16 protein-coding genes and 2 tRNA genes are annotated in these 17,017 nt (G+C 44.4%); 11 read left to right on the forward strand and 7 right to left on the reverse strand.

Going from position 1 to position 17,017, the window contains the following annotated elements:
- Positions 1 to 89 precede the first annotated feature (89 nt).
- Positions 90 to 743, reverse strand: coding sequence for a metallophosphoesterase family protein (locus tag ACQCN2_RS07500; RefSeq protein ID WP_426928274.1), 654 nt, complete (start codon positions 741 to 743; stop codon positions 90 to 92).
- 148 nt (positions 744 to 891) lie between these two features.
- On the opposite strand from ACQCN2_RS07500, the gene ACQCN2_RS07505 reads away from it, so the two are divergent.
- The 4 genes from ACQCN2_RS07505 (at position 892) to ACQCN2_RS07520 (ending at position 2,992) form a co-directional block, all read left to right on the forward strand.
- Positions 892 to 1,617: a ZIP family metal transporter gene (locus ACQCN2_RS07505; protein WP_426928275.1), complete on the forward strand. Its 726-nt coding sequence runs from the start codon at positions 892 to 894 to the stop codon at positions 1,615 to 1,617.
- 54 nt (positions 1,618 to 1,671) lie between these two features.
- Complete coding sequence (locus ACQCN2_RS07510) at positions 1,672 to 1,863, forward strand: hypothetical protein (RefSeq protein WP_426928276.1); 192 nt, start codon at positions 1,672 to 1,674, stop codon at positions 1,861 to 1,863.
- 125 nt (positions 1,864 to 1,988) lie between these two features.
- Positions 1,989 to 2,765, forward strand: coding sequence for an enoyl-ACP reductase FabI (gene fabI / locus ACQCN2_RS07515; protein WP_426928277.1), 777 nt, complete (start codon positions 1,989 to 1,991; stop codon positions 2,763 to 2,765).
- A gap of 92 nt (positions 2,766 to 2,857) precedes the next feature.
- Positions 2,858 to 2,992 carry a hypothetical protein gene (locus ACQCN2_RS07520; protein ID WP_426928278.1) on the forward strand — a complete coding sequence of 45 codons (135 nt, stop codon included), beginning with the start codon at positions 2,858 to 2,860 and terminating at the stop codon, positions 2,990 to 2,992.
- Here ACQCN2_RS07520 and ACQCN2_RS07525 read toward each other — a convergent pair.
- Together ACQCN2_RS07525 and ACQCN2_RS07530 are read right to left on the reverse strand one after the other, a co-directional pair.
- The gene (locus ACQCN2_RS07525) at positions 2,985 to 5,357 is read right to left on the reverse strand and encodes an ATP-dependent helicase (RefSeq protein ID WP_426928279.1); all 2,373 of its coding nucleotides are present in this window, start codon (positions 5,355 to 5,357) and stop codon (positions 2,985 to 2,987) included. The two genes, ACQCN2_RS07520 and ACQCN2_RS07525, sit on opposite strands and share 8 nt — an antisense overlap.
- Positions 5,358 to 5,488: 131 nt before the next feature.
- Positions 5,489 to 6,850, reverse strand: a complete 1,362-nt coding sequence (locus ACQCN2_RS07530; RefSeq protein ID WP_426928280.1) for a hemolysin family protein — start codon at positions 6,848 to 6,850, stop codon at positions 5,489 to 5,491.
- Between the two features lie 382 nt (positions 6,851 to 7,232).
- Between ACQCN2_RS07530 and ACQCN2_RS07535 the strand changes: the two genes are divergently transcribed.
- Positions 7,233 to 8,135: an MBL fold metallo-hydrolase gene (locus tag ACQCN2_RS07535; RefSeq protein ID WP_426928281.1), complete on the forward strand. Its 903-nt coding sequence runs from the start codon at positions 7,233 to 7,235 to the stop codon at positions 8,133 to 8,135.
- Here the strand turns inward: ACQCN2_RS07535 and ACQCN2_RS07540 are convergent.
- Entirely contained in the window at positions 8,111 to 8,509 is a 399-nt protein-coding gene (locus ACQCN2_RS07540) for a hypothetical protein (RefSeq protein ID WP_426928282.1), read from the reverse strand. The two genes, ACQCN2_RS07535 and ACQCN2_RS07540, sit on opposite strands and share 25 nt — an antisense overlap.
- A 92-nt stretch (positions 8,510 to 8,601) precedes the next feature.
- Between ACQCN2_RS07540 and ACQCN2_RS07545 the strand changes: the two genes are divergently transcribed.
- Positions 8,602 to 9,468, forward strand: coding sequence for a PHP domain-containing protein (locus ACQCN2_RS07545; protein ID WP_426928283.1), 867 nt, complete (start codon positions 8,602 to 8,604; stop codon positions 9,466 to 9,468).
- A gap of 40 nt (positions 9,469 to 9,508) precedes the next feature.
- Here ACQCN2_RS07545 and ACQCN2_RS07550 read toward each other — a convergent pair whose 3' ends face one another.
- From ACQCN2_RS07550 to ACQCN2_RS07560, 3 genes are all read right to left on the reverse strand, one after another.
- Positions 9,509 to 9,955 carry a GNAT family N-acetyltransferase gene (locus ACQCN2_RS07550; protein ID WP_426928284.1) on the reverse strand — a complete coding sequence of 149 codons (447 nt, stop codon included), beginning with the start codon at positions 9,953 to 9,955 and terminating at the stop codon, positions 9,509 to 9,511.
- A gap of 103 nt (positions 9,956 to 10,058) precedes the next feature.
- Positions 10,059 to 10,571, reverse strand: a complete 513-nt coding sequence (locus tag ACQCN2_RS07555; RefSeq protein WP_426928285.1) for a 2'-5' RNA ligase family protein — start codon at positions 10,569 to 10,571, stop codon at positions 10,059 to 10,061.
- Positions 10,572 to 10,879: 308 nt separating this feature from the next.
- On the reverse strand, positions 10,880 to 11,743 hold the full coding sequence (locus ACQCN2_RS07560; RefSeq protein WP_426928286.1) for an alpha/beta hydrolase: 864 nt from the start codon (positions 11,741 to 11,743) through the stop codon (positions 10,880 to 10,882).
- Between the two features lie 160 nt (positions 11,744 to 11,903).
- Here ACQCN2_RS07560 and ACQCN2_RS07565 point away from each other — a divergent pair, with 160 nt between their 5' ends.
- The 5 genes from ACQCN2_RS07565 (at position 11,904) to ACQCN2_RS07585 (ending at position 16,773) form a co-directional block, all read left to right on the forward strand.
- Positions 11,904 to 12,467 carry a phosphatidylglycerophosphatase A family protein gene (locus ACQCN2_RS07565; protein ID WP_426928287.1) on the forward strand — a complete coding sequence of 188 codons (564 nt, stop codon included), beginning with the start codon at positions 11,904 to 11,906 and terminating at the stop codon, positions 12,465 to 12,467.
- A 269-nt stretch (positions 12,468 to 12,736) separates the two neighbouring features.
- A tRNA-Ile gene (locus ACQCN2_RS07570) sits at positions 12,737 to 12,813 on the forward strand.
- 38 nt (positions 12,814 to 12,851) lie between these two features.
- Positions 12,852 to 12,927: transfer RNA gene (locus tag ACQCN2_RS07575), tRNA-Val, on the forward strand.
- 228 nt (positions 12,928 to 13,155) lie between these two features.
- A complete protein-coding gene (locus ACQCN2_RS07580; protein ID WP_426928288.1) occupies positions 13,156 to 16,350 on the forward strand; it encodes a DUF3427 domain-containing protein in 3,195 nt (1,064 codons plus the stop codon).
- Between the two features lie 15 nt (positions 16,351 to 16,365).
- Complete coding sequence (locus ACQCN2_RS07585) at positions 16,366 to 16,773, forward strand: (deoxy)nucleoside triphosphate pyrophosphohydrolase (RefSeq protein ID WP_426928289.1); 408 nt, start codon at positions 16,366 to 16,368, stop codon at positions 16,771 to 16,773.
- Positions 16,774 to 17,017: the final 244 nt, after the last annotated feature.

The raw sequence follows: 17,017 nt of genomic DNA on the forward strand, positions 1-17,017 counted from the left end.
TTTTCCGAGGTAAGCTCATTATAGCACCTATTTTTCCCGGAAATAGAGAATCGACAAAGGTTCTAAAAACTAGTGGATTTTCGGCAGGATCACGTGCTTTTGTCAATTGATGGAAGCTCGTTTTCGCGGAAAAATGTAACCTGCCCCAGCTCTTCCTCATAGAGTACCCACTCCGGGTTTTGGCCCTTGATGGAGCCTACATTAATCGCCCAATATCTTGCGGGATCCAGCTGAATTGGGGTGCCAAAATCGAACGGTTTCTTTTCAGGCGACCACTTTTTCCCCGCCCATCTAACCTGAAAGAGCCTGCTATAGTGCGTATGTCCAAAGAAGAGAAGGTGCTTCTTCATTTGCCGAGGATAGGGAAACCAATTCTCTTCATTGACGAATTGATGGCCATGCTCCAAACGGGCATCGGACAGCTCAATCGCTTGAGGAAGCGTCAGGTAGAATCGCAGGTCTTGATCTGCTTGATAAAGCGGAATCAGACTTCGGATTCTCTCTTCCTGATTGCCCGTGATGCAGGAGATGTTTTTTAATCGTTTGTATAATTTGGGGTCATGATCAACGACTTGATCCAGAAAGGAGAATTGAAAGGTATGGAGGTGAGTCTTGCTAATTTTGCATTCAAAAAGATCCCCTAAACAATAAATATGATCCACCTCATGCAAAGCGATAGACTCCAATACCTGACGAAGTTTCTTACGTTCTCCGTGGATATCGCTGATGATCGCTATTTTCATCGCCATCTTCCCCCAATCCAAACTCATTACTTTCTGTATTGTATCATTCACACGAGTAGCAGGAAACCTTTTACATAATCACGCGAAGATCGAAATAGAATGGATGATAGGATGTCCTAATCGCTACACAGAAAGAAGGGCGAGACTCTTGTCGCTATCTTTACCGATCCTCTTGATCATCGCAGCGCTGGCAAGTGTACTGGGTGGTTCCTTGCTATATTTTCGAAAAACGTGGTCAGAACAGTCCTTGCTCGCATTGGTCAGTATTGGCGGAGGATTACTTTTCTCACTGACGATTCTCGATATGCTTCCCTACAGTATGGGAGAACATCAATCGCGCATGCCGTTTGTCTTGCTCGGATTCGCCTGTTTATTCGTAATTGAAGCGCTCTCCAAAAATGATCATGAAATCGGAATTTCGAGTGTCATCGGGATTACCTCAGGATTTCTGCTGCATGCCTTTATGGAGGGGGTTTCCATGGAGGCTAGCTTCCAAGTCAATGCCCAGTTGGGACTCTCAGTTTTCCTCGCGCTTATTCTGCATAAAATTCCAGATGGGATTTCACTCGCCTCAATCCTGTTAATTGCGACGGGGAAAAGAGAGATCGCGTTTCTCGGGGCGACGGCCTTAGGCATCGTCACATTGCTCGGAGCGTGGGTAATGGACCTCGTGGAGAAATCCTTTGCCACAGTTGGCGTTGATCTTGTTTTTGCGATTGCCACAGGTGTGTTTCTTTACGTATCCGCCAGTCACCTGGTTCCGCTTATTCAGCGAAAAGGGGGAAGAAACAGCAGCTTATTTTTTTTCTTAGCTGTTTTGGGGTATCTGATCCTTTCTCTTTTCTTTCAAGGAAACAACCACACGCACGTATAGAGCAAGCCGTTTTTTTCCACTCTACAAGTATCCGATTAACAAGGAGGCGAACAGATGGCTGACACAGTAGATTCAATGATGAAGGAATCTAGCCTGCAAGAAACCAGTCAAAGCGTACATACGCAATCCGAGTTGCCGATACAAGGAACAGCCCTCAATCCGATCGAAACCAAGTGGAGTATGAACGATACGGCGACAGCCATGCCAGCGGATCAGTTAGCGAATGCCATGCAACAAGGTGAGTAGACTTGCCCGGATTAGCCACCATGCTTCCCTTCTGTCAAAATTCGACCAGCTTTGCTCTCGTAACTGAAGAGAGAATCGTTTATAATGGCTAAGAATAAGTTGGTAGGGAAGGAGCTTTTTACATAATGAATACTTTATTGCAAGGCAAAAATATCGTAGTTATGGGTGTGGCTAACCACCGCAGTATCGCATGGGGAATCGCTCAATCTCTGTCCAAAGCAGGAGCAAACCTGATTTTCACTTATCTTGGCGAGCGTTTGCGCGAGAATGTGGCGGAATTGGCCGCAACATTGGATCAACCGGAACAAATCCTCATTCCTTGTGATGTATCCAAGGATGAAGATGTTGCTCGCGCTTTTGCTGAAATCAAAGAAAAAGTGGGCGTAATTCACGGATTAGCTCATTGCATTGCATTTGCTAAAACAGAAGAACTTGACGGTGAGTTCGTGAATACCTCTCGTGACGGTTATGCGTTGGCGCAAGACATTAGCGCGTACTCCCTTGTAGCAGTTGCGCGTGAAGCTCGTCATCTGATGACAGAGGGCGGAAGTATCGTTACCTTGACATACCTTGGCGGAGAAAAGGTCATCCCGAACTACAACGTAATGGGCGTAGCAAAAGCAGCCTTGGACATGTCTATGCGTTATCTGGCGAGTGACCTGGGTAAAGACAACATCCGTGTCAACGCGATTTCCGCAGGTCCAATCCGTACGTTGGCGGCTAAAGGTGTTCGCAACTTCAATGCGCTGATCAAAAATATTGAAGAAAAAGCACCGCTTCGTCGCACCGTAGACCAATCTGACGTTGGGGATACCGCGCTCTTCTTGTTCAGTAACCTGTCTCGCGGTATTACTGGTGAACTAATCCACGTAGACGCGGGCTACAACATCGTCGGTTATTAATCGCACCTTCAGCTGTTAAGAAACTTCGCAACACGAATAAAAGGCTTCCTCTCTTGAAACCCTAAGAAAAAAGGGCAAAGGAGGAAGCCTTTATGTTTTGGCCATTTGCTACATCTGTAGAAGAGTTGTTGATTTATACAGGAAGAGCCGACCTGTTTTATTACGCCGATGATCAACATCCCAAACAGGAACCATCCGACGAGACAAGCGGTGAATCTGCTAACTAAGAGAGGGTACCGATGAGTACTGCCCCATCTCTTGAATAAAGCGAGAGGCTCTGGTTTTGCGTCCAAACCGTTCGATTGGAACGCCGATGTACAGATTGTGCCTGGCGCGTGTAATGGCGACATACATCAGCCTGCGTTCTTCTTCCAACAGGGTATTGTTGCTTTGCCGAAGCTGATCCAGCGCATACTCATGCGGGAGTACCCCTTCGACGGTATCCACGACAAAAACCGTGTCAAACTCAAGCCCTTTGGCCCGGTGAATGCTCATCATCTGGACGCTGCCTGAGTTGGTTCTCTGGTTCCTTTGTTGCTTACGCCATTCTTGTTCCTGCGTAAGCATAGTCTGTACATAGGTAAGGAAATCCTTGATCGTCACGTGCCGTCTAGCTGCGATCAGCAGTTGTCGCAGGTCATCTGTCGCATGCTCATCTTCTTGACCGGCGCGTTCTTTTGCCCGTTTCTTCACATAATCTCGCAGCTTCAACTCTTCATAAATCGCTTCCAACGCTTGAGCAGGGGTACAGCTTCCTAACTGGGAGAGTACCTCTTTTACTTTTTGCAGATGCTTACGCTGGTACGGTTTGAGAGAAGTCAGCTGAGGCAGGATCTCTAGGAGGCTCACGTCCTCCAGGATGGCCTGACTGCGTATTTCATTAAACAGGGAAGCGGATACGTACAGGGTCGGCAGAATTTCTTTAATCGCAAGAGCGTCATCCCAATCGACACTTGTGCGCAAATAACCCAAAGCAAAGCGAACTACCTGCTTCTGATAGAAAGGCTCGTCCTCAAGAGTGAAAGCGACCGGAATCTTCGCCTCACTCAAGCGCTCCCAGATCGGACGCGTCGATTCGTAGGTGCGAAAAAGAATCGCAAATTGATCCACAGAGGCTCCCAATTCCATTTGATAAAGAATCTCGTCCACAATCCGAGAAGCCTGTTCTTCCTCATCTTCCGGGTGGAACAGGATGCTTTCGCCTTCCTCCGGGTGGAAGGACTTCAGTTCTTTTTTCCAGCGTGCCCGGTTGTTGTTGATCAGGGAGTAGCCCAAACCGACAATCGCCGAGCGTGAGCGGTAGTTAACCTCCAGCGTGATCGAGTGGGCATTCGGATAATCCTTGGTAAAATTCAGGATGTAAGAAGGATTGCTGCCGCGGAAACCATAGATCGATTGGTCGTCATCCCCGATGACACAGAGATTGTTTTGCGGAGCAGCGAGCAGTTTTACAGTCTCGTACTGAATCTGATTAATGTCCTGGAACTCGTCGATCATCAGGTATTGAATACGCTCTTGATATAGCGTCCGAACTTTTTCATTGTCACGCAACAATTCATAGCAGCCCATCAGCATATCGTCAAAATCAAACCAGTGAGCCTTCTGTTTGGCTTCCTCGTAGAGCGGATAGAGGATTTGTGCATTCCGTTCCTCATCCGTTGAGGCATGGGTCAAGGTGATCGCTTGTGGAGATAGATTCTCATTTTTCCAGCGGCTGATATACCCCAGGGCAGCCTGCAAATCCGATTCCGAGAGGTGGGCAATTTCAGTAGGATGGAGAATGCCTGTTTCACGGATCATCCGGCACTTCTGCCATTCCTGTTTCAAAAGACGAGAGTTGTCCCAGCGCTTGGGGTCATGATGGGTAATCATCCGATAAAACAAGCTGTGAAACGTACCGGTGATAAGCTGACTAGCCTGAGTTCGCGTCAAGGTAGCGGCGAGGCGCTGTTTCATTTCCTCCGCCGCTTTGGTCGTGAATGTAACGACCATAATGGAACGGGGGTCCACTTGCTTGTCGTGAATCAGGTGTGCCGCGCGTGCCGTCATGACCTTGGTTTTGCCGCTACCCGCCCCCGCAAGGATCAAGAGAGGACCCTCCGTATGCTGTACCGCTTGACGTTGAAACGGATGCAAGCTGTTGTCACGCTCTCCTTGAATCGCCTGAATCGCTTGCTTGGGTGCGAGACGGATTCGGTAGCTTTTCGGCTTTGCGACAGGAGGGGGAGTCGAATCACTTTGAATAGAGCGACCGCGGGGAAGTCGAAATCCCCCTTGCCAGGTCGATTCGTCTTCAGGTTCGTTTACAGTTGAATCGCTTGCGACAGCGACCTCCTGCGAGGAGAGATGGCTGCTTTCGTGCTTCAAGACGTATTCAGCGGGAAGCTCGTCCATCTCTTCATAGGGACACATCGTGTTGGTTGTATGTGTGAAGAATGGTTCAAAGCTAACACCAGCCACCAGTCGAAGAGCATCCTCACACAATGGACACTGAAGCTGGTTATTCGAAGCCAGGACACGCCAGTGAGGAATGTTGGTGTATGTATCTGAATGAAGTTGTATCATCTTGTCCGTATGTCTTGCGAATTTCACGAAGTGTTCACCCCATCTACTGGTTGTCAAACCAAACGGACGTGACCGTTTGGTGGAGGGTTAGCCATCTCAAGGATTTTTAGCCGAAAAAGAAGTGTCCCTCGATTAGATCAGGGACACTTGAGTAGTTTTTACTGGGCTTGCATCAACACATCATCATCTTCATGACGTGATTCCGTTGTATTATCTTCTATCATCTTAATACTAACACGTGTGATGCGGTGTGTATCAAATTCGGTGATGGTAAACAAATAGTTTTCGTATTGGACTGACTGGCCTTTGGCTACCTTTTCATTCAGTTGGCTGTAGAGCCATCCGCCGATCGTGTCTACATCATCTGAGAGAATCTCCACTTGAAGGTAGTCATTTAATTCAGTGAGCAAAGTTTTCCCAGCAACAGACAAGACGTTGTTGCTGCTTTCAATCTCAGGGCGTTCATTCTCGTCAAACTCGTCTTGAATATCTCCGACGATCTCTTCCAGAATATCCTCCATGGTCAGAATACCAGCCGTACCACCGTACTCGTCGATGACAATGGCCATCTGCGAGCGGCGCTTCTGCATCAAACGAAGAACGTGGCTGATTTCCATGGACTCGGGAACGGTCAAGACGGGGCGAATCATATGTTTAATGTCAGCTTCACCCTTGGTTAAAGCTGTCAGATAAAAGTCAGATGCGTGTACAAAGCCGATGATGCGGTCTTTGTCTTCATGCGCGACAGGGAAACGTGAATGGCGTGACTCCCGAATGATGTCCAGGTTCTCCTGGAAGGAGTTGTCGTCATAGAGACAAATCACATCGATACGCGGGATCATGATTTCACGAGCCAAACGCTCCGAGAAATCAAACACATTGTCCACCAACGCCATCTCGTTCTGGTCAATATGGCCGCTCTTGGCGCTTTCGTTTACAAGAATGCGAATTTCTTCTTCCGTGTGAGCCGAATCCGACTCAGAGACAGGTTCAACACCTAAACGCTTTACGAAGAAATTAGCCGCACCGTTCAAGAGCCAGATGGCCGGATAGCTGATTTTATAGAAAAACACAAGCGGCCCTGCCACCCATAATGAGACGGACTCCGCCTTTTGAATCGCGAGTGACTTCGGAGCCAATTCCCCTAACACGATGTGTAAAAAGGTGATGACACAAAAAGCCAAGAAAAGAGAAATGGTTGTTACGACTGAAGGGGGCAACTCAAAATTACCAAGTAAAGGTTTGACAATTTTCTCGGCAATTGCTGGCTCACCAACCCAACCTAATCCAAGTGATGCGAGTGTAATTCCCAACTGACATGCTGACAGGTATGCATCCAGCTTTTGGGTAACGTTTTGCGTAAATTGCGCGTTGGTATTGCCTTCGCTCACAAGTTGAGTTAAGCGGGACTGGCGGACTTTCACCAGTGAAAATTCTGCTGCGACAAAAAATCCATTGAGTAATACAAGGAAGAAGATCAGCAGCAGATCAAGAAATGCCCCTATCGGAATACTATCCAAGTAGCTCTCCATCCTTTACGTTAGCGAAAGGAGGAGAATTCACCTCCACATTTACAAGTATGATTTACTTTTCATTTTACGAGCCAAATTGAGAAACATTCTTACCTGTCTTCCTTTTTACATACAAATAGTATATCAGTTTTGTTTCAATTGATCAAAACAGTGTGAATTACAGAGACAGTTTATTACAATTCCTGAGAGCTTATCGGGATCAATTTTGACGGTTTTTCCTTCGAATGCTTTGATTCTTGGTGTTTTTCTCCGTGTAGGTCGTTTCACATGCGAAATGGTAAGAGAAAAACTTTAGTCGCGGCTAATTTTTATGGTAAAATGATCCAATTCAATCGTGTGAATAATAATGAAAAGTTGAGGGAGGATCAAGATGAGCAATAGGCCGACGATGATTACAGAGCGCGTTGGATATTTCCCGGGAAGTGTTAATATCGGAATAGTGATTGGGGAAACGGGAGCGATTCTGATCGATTCAGGACTCGACAGTCAAACCGCCAAAAAAATCAAAAAAGGGCTGGACGCCATAGCCCAGCCGTTGCGCGCGATTGTGCAGACTCATTCACATGCGGATCATTTTGGCGGAAATGCTTATTTGCTATCCATGTATCCAGAGGCTATTTGTTATGCGCCGCCTTTGGAAGAAGCAGTGATTCGCAACCCCATTCTGGAACCGATCTATTTAGGGATGGGAGCTGCTGTTCTTCCAGAGCTGAACAACAAGTTTCTATGTGCGGAAGCTTCACGGGTAGACGTGATTTTGCCTGAAGAGGGAGAAGTTAAGATCGATGACAGAGCCTTCACCATCCTGGCGCTCCCTGGGCACAGCTGGAAGCAAATTGGCGTGGTTATAGAGGATGTATGCTTTGCTGCGGATAGCTATTTTGGTCAGGAGACGTTGCGAAAGCATAAAATTCCGTTTCTTATCGATGTTCATGAGACAATTGTCAGCCTGGAAAAATTAAAACAAACCAGCTATCAGGGGTATTTGCCAGGGCATGGCGCTTATGAGACAGCGGTTGAGGATACGTTGAACGACAATATCCGCTGCCACCTTGACCTGATGAAGAGGATTGAGCAGTTATTTACATCTCAAGCGCTAACGCTGGAACAGGGCTTAGCCAATCTCTGTGATGATTTGGACGTTCCAATCGATAACCTGAGTAAATTCGTCTTGTTTCGTACCGCATTCATGGGATATCTTGTCGGGCTAGTGAAGGAAGAGAGGATTACGTATCGATTCGAAGGAAATCAGTTGCTTTGGGGCAAGTTTTGAGAATCGCTGTCGGAAGGATTGGGAGAAGGAGCAACGAGATAATCAGCGATCTCGGCCAGCTTGTGTTCAGCCGCATGGCGAATCGCTTGGGGAATCATGAAGTCGCCTGAGGAGTCTTCCAGTAAGAATTTTGATTCGAGGTAAGGCTTGCCGATTTTCACGGACAATTCGCCTTTTCCGGAAAAGCTATGCGTGGAAAGACTGGTGGGTATCCGCAGAAAATAAGAAGTGCTGGTAGCCGAGTCATAAATCACAACATCATAGAGAGGAGTATCCTCGTGTCCCATCCGGCGAAAACCTTGCTGCCGCAGCATTTTGTCGACGAATGACAGAGGTTGAATGACACCAGTGAGGGTTTTTACTCTCAGTTGCATATTCCAAGTCCTCCTTGCTATTGTGTTGTTAGCGTTTCCCCCTTACTATATGAGATGAAAATTCCTTTATGATTACAATTCGGAGGTATGCCATGACATTGGAACTTCGCGCCGATTTACATAGCCATACACAAGCTTCAGACGGCACCTGTACGCCATCTGAGAACGTCAGAATCGCAAGTGAACAAGGCCTGCATACAATCGCGATCACTGACCATGATACAGTGGCTGGAATCCAGGAAGCACTGAAAGCTTCAAAAGAATACGGAGTACAAGTGATTCCGGGTGTAGAAATCAGCTCGGTTGGTATCGGACAGGATATTCACGTCCTCGGCTATTTTATTCCATTCGAAGATGAAGCTTTCCTAGAGGAGCTATCCCGTCTTCGCGACACTCGTCACGAGCGCAACAAGCTGATGATCGCCAAGCTCAATGAACTGGGCATCAACATTACGCTGGAAAAAGTGTACCAACGCAAAGAAGGCACAGATAAAAACATTGGTCGCCCTCACATTGCCGAAGAGCTGATGGAGATGGGGATTGTGGGAAGCATGGAAGAGGCTTTTGAGAAATATCTGGGCAAGGGCGGACTCGCCTACATCAACCCGCCTCGCATCTCGCCGCAGGAAGCCATTCGCCTGATCCGCAAATCCGGTGGAGTAGCGGTACTGGCCCACCCTGGGCTGTATGACAACAATGATTATGTGGAAGAACTCATCGTCTGCGGATTAGATGGAATTGAAGTCTGGCACCCGGACAATTCAGAAGAAAATCGCCAGCATTATATGCGTTTGGCGGAAGAGTACGGTCTGGTGATGACTGGCGGATCAGATTTTCACGGCTGGCGGGGAGAAGAGCCCTTCCACGCCATGCTAGGTTCCTCCACGACATCTGTAAAAGCGGTAGAACAGCTGCAAAAGCTGGCCGCAAAGCGTCAAGATCAATTGGCAGGGAAATAAGAAAAGAGGTGACTCCTGTGCGGGGTCACCTCTTCGTTTGTTAAAGTGTTTTTTCCATCGCAATATGATCAATACCGGCTTCGTCAAAAACCTCGCCAACCGGTTCATACCCGAGCTTTTCATAGAATCGTTGGGCATGGCATTGAGCGTTCAGCTTTAGTTTGGAGAAGCCCTGACGACTCGCTTCTTCCTCAATTTTTTTCATCAGCTGCGCTCCTAGGCCTGTCCCCCGTTGTGTTTTCATCACGGCAACCCGTTCTACTTTTCCAACGCCGTCAGTATAGGTGCGGATGCGGCCAGCGCCTACAGGAACTTCCCTATCATATGCGACGAAATGGGTCGTGGGGGCGTTGGATTCGTCATGCTCGTCTATTTCTAGGTCTTCCGGTACCTCTTGCTCCTCAATAAATACGAATCTTCTAACATCTAACGCGTCTTGTCTCTCTTGTTCGGTTGAAACGATGCGAATATCAAAGCTACTGCTCAACAGCATTTCATTCCTTTCCATGTAAGATCAATGGTTTAGATCTATGACTTTAATAGAGAACAGATCCTTCCAGGGAGGAAGGATCTGAGAAATTACAGATAGGTTAGCCCTTCAGGTTAAAGGATTGTACAACCTTCCACGTCTTATCTTCTTCTTCAGAGATCAGTTGGAAGGAATCAATCTCGGAATCAAGATCAAACTTCATCATTCTTAATTGACCAGCAACGTCCTTGCATTCGTCATCCGTCAGGTTACGACCAATGGTTACATGAGGAACGAAGGCAAAAGATTGCGCTCGCAGACCAAGATACTCTACCAACGTGAGATGCAATTTTTCAAATGGCTCTTTGTTTTGGACCGCCAAATAAAGCGTGTTGCTTGTTGGATGGAACGTAGACACGCGGTGAAACTTAACGGTAAAGGCATCCGTAGACTCGGCCGCTTGCTGTATATTCTGAACAAGCCCAGGCACTTTTTCTTCATCTAATTCAAAGGTGTCAACCAACCGAATGAACGGTGAAATCAGTGCGAAATGAGAATCGTAACGCTTGCGGTAGGAATTAGCCACTTCCTGAACTTCATTGGAAGGAAAAATGACGAGACTGTATTTTTTCATACTGGAACCCCTCCTTTAATTTTCACTTCTGCTGATCATAACATCCAGCTTCTATATTACCAGAAGATTCGCCTTTTGTGTAATCTTACACCCTCCCGTATATCTGTATGCACTTTTAGCAAGACTGAAAACGGGAGGTGATTTCTCTGAATACAGCTTGGATGATGACGTATATTTTTTTAGGTCTTCTTACCTTGGTTTCATTAACTTTTTTATTGATTTTTTTTGTTCGCCGGACGGATATGGAAGAGTTCTCTGTATCGCAGAACAGAGAGGACAAACAGCCTACAGAATAGGCAGTTGCTCTATTACTTTTTCAAAAAGTGATGCAAGATATGCGGCAGATTCGCTTGCCAATAACCCCATGTGTGGTCACCCTCGAAGGTTTCATAGCGGAGGGTGATCTTTTTATTATGCAGAATTTCACGCATCTGTTCATTTCCTTCGACCAAGTCCAGCACTCCTCGAGAGGTTTCCACTTCTCGTTCCTGTGTGCCAATCTCCATATAGACAGAGAGCTGCGGGGAAATCTCCCATTCATTCACTTTTGCGCAAAGCGAAGAGGAAAACGCGCCAGACTGAGCAGCGACTTGTCCAAAAGTGTGGGGATAAGTAAGCGCCGTAAACAAAGAGACAACCCCGCCTAACGATTCACCAAGCAAAGTTCTGGCATGCCCCAACGGATGCGTCGAGTAGTGGCGATCGATATAAGAAACCACTTCTTCCGCTAGAAAGCGCTTGTACTGGGCATGTTCTTCGCCCTCGGGATGGTAGCGACTTGTCCGTTTTTCTTTCTTCACCGGAATGAATACCGCAATCACATCCTGAGTCTCGCGGGAATGTGAAAACTGGTCAAGCAAAGATGGCAGGCGCCCCAGCGACAGATAATCGTCCCCATCCTGGATATACACAACCGGATAGGAGTAGAGAGGCGTGTACCGATGAGGCGTATAAATCATAATCCGTTCCTCTGTTCCCAGATGACGGCTTGTCAGGATTACTTCTTGAATCGAGCCTTTGGGTATATCTACTGAAACCACCAGCGGTACCTCCTCCAATAGATCAATGTCTTTTTGTGTATTATACCCGAAGCAATAGGAAGGGAGGAAGAGATCGACTCTCTGGGAAGTGCCTGCATAAGAAGCAACACCTTCTTGTCGATAGACCACCATTCTACAGCTAGACTTCCTTCCCTTTCGGTGAATCAACTCCCATTTACACCCATGCCCGAACAATTGTGTCTCATTTGGAATTTTGTCGCAATTTAGCTAATGTATGATACTATATAGAAACATGACTTCACTTTTCAGCGTGGAAGGAGTTGTCTCACTTATGACCAAACAAGTACACAGTAGAGAAGTCAGAAGCGCGGCCATTCAACGGCTTCATGATCGAGGCGTGAGAGAGGAAGACATCGCGGAGATTGTCTACATGATGCAATCCCCTTATCATCCGAATCTTACAATGGAACCTTGCATCGCCAGTGTCAAAGCGGTACTGGAAAAGCGCGAAATCCAGCACGCCATCCTAGTTGGAGTGGAACTGGACATCCTTGCCGAAAAAGGAATGCTATCAGAACCATTGCAATCGATTGTAGCCGCTGACGAAGGGCTGTTCGGTTGTGACGAAACCCTCGCGCTTGGTTCTGTATTTGGATATGGAAGTATCGCCGTCACCACCTTTGGCCATTTGGACAAACAAAAAATCGGGATCATCCGACATCTGGACAACAAGAGCTCCGGCAAAGTGAATACCTTCCTGGACGATTTGGTGTGCAGTATTGCCGCTAATGCGTCTAGTCGTATGGCGCATCGTCTGCGTGATGAGCAAGAGGAAGCGGAGACGGATCGCCTGATTCATTTGACTCAAGTGGAGGATGAGGAGCAGGCTGGGTAGGGAAGGACGATGTGCTTGTTGAACAAGCTTGGAGCATAAATGAAGTGGTTTACAGGAAATGGTAGAGGAGAAGCGGGGGATTGCAGGGAATACCTGGCTATAGAACACTTCGTGTTGGTAAAATGATGTGATCGCTTTCGCTTTTCTTCGCCATATACTAGTTCAATCAAGTAGTTCTACTAAAAAAATGAATAAAAACTGCATTTCCCTCTTGAAATTATCTCCGAAATGCGATATATTTATTTTCGTCCCGTTAAAACCTCACTTGAGGGCCCTTAGCTCAGTTGGTTAGAGCGGTCGGCTCATAACCGATTGGTCGTAGGTTCGAGTCCTACAGGGCCCACCATTAATCGTTTAGTTTCAACCCAATTTCATTTCAAATGTGATCCGGTAGCTCAGTTGGGAGAGCACCATCTTGACAGGGTGGGGGTCGCTGGTTCGAACCCAGTCCGGATCACCATACATAAGACGTTGGAAACTCTTGAGAAATCAAGGGTTTTTTAATTTTTTAAGTCATTCCATTTTTCTAATATGTCCGATAAAGAACTTATTTCATAAGTTCTTGTAGTTGATCTTTCTTAAATTCTAACCTAGACAAACTTTTTCTCCTTTTATCAATAACTTTCCAGTCCAATTATTGTAAACTATCTTTATGGCAAAAGGGACTCAATAAGGAGAGTTTATACTTATGAAGGATAAAAAAGGTTTTTACGAGGAACTTCAGTTACATAACACCAACTATCCCGATAATCATAAAGCATACCGTATATCACCAAGTGAATACGCAAATGCTTTAACCTATTATATTTCAAATAAAGTCGGAAACACTCTCAAAGAATTAGCCAATAATGAGAAGTTTGAAGAAATGATAAATGTGGTTACCAACCTAGAAAGACAACTAGAGAACGATAGTCTAAACGACTTACTCAGACCTTTATCAAGCATTCAATATCGGTATGACGACGAGTTAATTCCAATTATCTACCCTGAGATGTTTTTTAGTATGCCACATCTTGTAACAAATCAGAATAAGAGCGGACAAAACTTTTTTAAGATATTGCGAACTGAATTAATAACAGCTGATCGAGTTGACTTCATGGTTAGTTTTATTCGTTGGTCTGGGTTGCAGTTACTTTTGCGCTCAATTGATGAATTACATAAACAGGATAAGCAGATCAGAATTCTGACATCGACATACATGAATGTGACAGAGCCTAAAGCATTACGAAGATTGTTTGAATTAGAAAATGTTCAAGTGAAGCTCTTTAACTCCGGCAATACCTCATTTCACACAAAGGCCTATTTGTTTAATCGAGATTCTAACCTGAACAGTGTCATTATTGGTTCTTCCAATCTATCTTTCTCAGCCATTCAAAATGGGTATGAATGGAATGTGAAGCTTCCAGATGCTCCTCATATTCCTATTTATAATAAAGCGGCTTTATTGTTTGACGAACTTTGGAATGATGAGCGTGCATTAGATTTAACCTTGGAAAAAATTAATGATTACGAATCACATTTTGAACAAAAGAAAATCGAGAGAACAATAAGCTATGTACCAAGTCCTAGTGGGTATAAGGTAGCCGAGGCCACAATCAACTATGACATGGATATTTCAAATAATATTAAACTTAAACCAAATGCGATGCAAAAATCAGCATTAGAAGCCTTAAAGGAGACAAGGGCAGGAGGAAATAAAAAAGGTATAATCATTGCTGCAACTGGAACAGGAAAAACATATCTTTCTGCATTTGATGTTCATCAAATGAAAGCAGAAAAAGTATTGTTTATTGCTCATAGAGATGAACTACTTGAAAATGCTAAAGAAACATTCATCTCGGTCTTTGGCTCTGAAGATATGATGGGAAAAGTAACAGGAACCATTAAGGAGTGGGACAAACCCTTCCTATTCTCTACAGTACAGACGTTACATCGTGAAGAATCCTTGGGTAGGTTTTTACCTACGTATTTTGATTATATTATTGTCGATGAATTTCATCATGCAGAAGCAGATACTTACCGTAAGATACTAGATTATTTTCAACCTAAGTTTTTGCTTGGAGTAACAGCAACTCCTGAACGTATGGATGGACGGGACGTTTTGGCTCTATGCGACCATAACGTGGTGTATGAAATAAGATTACATCAAGCGCTAGATGCAGGTTTACTTGCTCCATTCCATTATTTTGGGCTGGGGGATACGGTAGATTATGATGATATTGCTCAACAAAATGGTACCTTTGTTGAGGAAGCACTGGTAAAAGCGTTGAAGTCACATGAACGTGTTTCTTATATCATCGAAATGATTGAAAAGTTCGGGAATGACGGAAAGCTAAGAAAGGCTTTGGGATTCTGTGCTTCTGTTGAACATGCTATTTTTATGGCAGAAGAATTTAATCGTCGTGGGTATCATGCTACTTGTCTGACTGGTGAGGATGATCCTGGAATACGCAGACGAACTATCAAACGTTTAGAGGATGAAAACGACCCACTTGAATTTATCTTCACAGTCAATATTTTTAATGAAGGAATTGATATTCCATCGCTTAACCTTGTGCTTTTTTTGCGTCCGACAGAGTCAGCAACAATTTTTATCCAACAATTGGGTCGCGGGCTTCGTAAATCAGAAGAGAAAGAGTTTGTAACAATACTCGATTTTATTGGTAATTATCAGCGATCTTTTATTGTTCCACTTGCATTATCTGGACAAACCAATCACAAGGCATTCGATAGGGACGCTCTTAGGGTCATTGTGGAAACAGAATTCGCTAGTTTACCGGATGGTTGTTTCGTTGAATTAGAGGAGATTTCACGTCAAAGGATTTTGGACAAGATAAAACAAATTCGTATGGATGATAACCAGATGTTAGCAAGTTTATATGCTGAGTTCCGACGTGAATTAGGCTATTCTCCTGAAATTGAAGATTTCCTATACTCACCAGCTGCACCGAGCCTCCATTTCTTTATCCAAAAGTATGGATCATGGGTCGAAACAAAAAGGAGAATGAAAGACACAAACGATTTTGATGAAGAAGTTTTGAATTCTAAACTAACATTAGAAATTATTCAGCGCATAGAACAGTCCATCCCAATTAAGTGGCCGTATGAGTTTGCAGTTTTGTCGTTAATAGATCGTTTAAAGAATATATCGGTAGGGGATATAATTAACTTTTTAACAGAAAAGTTTGGAATTCCAATGAAATATGAACACCACGAGAGCTATATTATTCGAGCTATGGAGCGTCTTGCTCAATCCAATAGAAAACAAACTTGGGCTTTTGGAATGTTCGAAAATAATACTTTCATAGTTAATGATGATATAAAAGGTACTTGGAATGATTTGAAGTTTCATAATTATTTTCAATCAAGAATTGAATATGGACTAGTGGAATTCAGGCGGACCTACAATCCTACTTCATTTTTCAAGGGAAAACCAAAAGTACAACTCTATCAAAATTACACTAGAAATGAATTAATATATCTCTTTCAATCTGAAGCCAAGGAAGGTTCTTGGAGAGAAGGAATTAGCAGGGTAAAGAATCACTATCTTTATTTTGTAACATTGAAAAAGGATGAGGAAAAAACTGCTGAACACCTAAACTACCACGATTACTTTATTGATAAGAATCATTTCCATTGGCAAAGTGCGAATCAAACGTCTCATGTTTCCGAAAGAGGGCAAGACTACATACATCATAAAGACAGAGATATCCACATTCATTTATTTGTACGAAAATTTGACCAGATGCATGGAAAGACACTTCCTTTTACTTACGTTGGAGAGTTAGACTATTTAAGTAGCGTGGGAGATAAGCCAATGAGTATTACTTGGAAGTTACATCACACGTTACCCGATGATATTTATCTTGATTTTGTGCGATAGATAAGGAGGATAAAAATGAAGCAAGTAGATGTAGTTGGTGCCGTTATAGTAAATGAAGAACATAAAATCTTAGCTGCTCTACGTTCTAAGCAGATGTCCCTACCAGGGATGTGGGAATTCCCAGGTGGAAAAATTGAGAAAGGTGAGATGCCACAGGATTCGCTTATCCGTGAGATAAGAGAAGAACTTGAATGTGATATAGAAGTTGGAGAGCTCGTTAGTGACTCTGTTTATGAATATCCAACTGTGAAAGTACGTCTTATTACATACTTTGCAAAGGTCGTGGGTGGTGTTCCACAAGCAAGTGAACATGAAGAATTAAGATGGATAACACGTGATGAGTTGAACTCCTTACAATGGGCACCAGCTGATTTGCCAACAATTGATGAATTACGGAGAGAGAAAATAGTTACTTTTCGCTAAATCTCTTAATCTAATCGTGTCATAATTCTATCTACAACGCGCGTATTTGAATAAATTACTAATTTAGTTCCAGAGCATTCAGGGATTTTCTTCGTTACTTAATTATCACGAAAGAAAGAGCAGAAATCATCTGCTCTTCAGGCTGTCGAGAAGGTCGGCAGCCATTTTTATTTCACTATATTTTAATGCGACACCGTGTAAATACGTTATAATAATCTTGTATTTACATTAACTGGTAGGCGAT

Source organism: Brevibacillus ginsengisoli, assembly GCF_050113715.1.
Taxonomy (GTDB): domain Bacteria; phylum Bacillota; class Bacilli; order Brevibacillales; family Brevibacillaceae; genus Brevibacillus_H; species Brevibacillus_H ginsengisoli.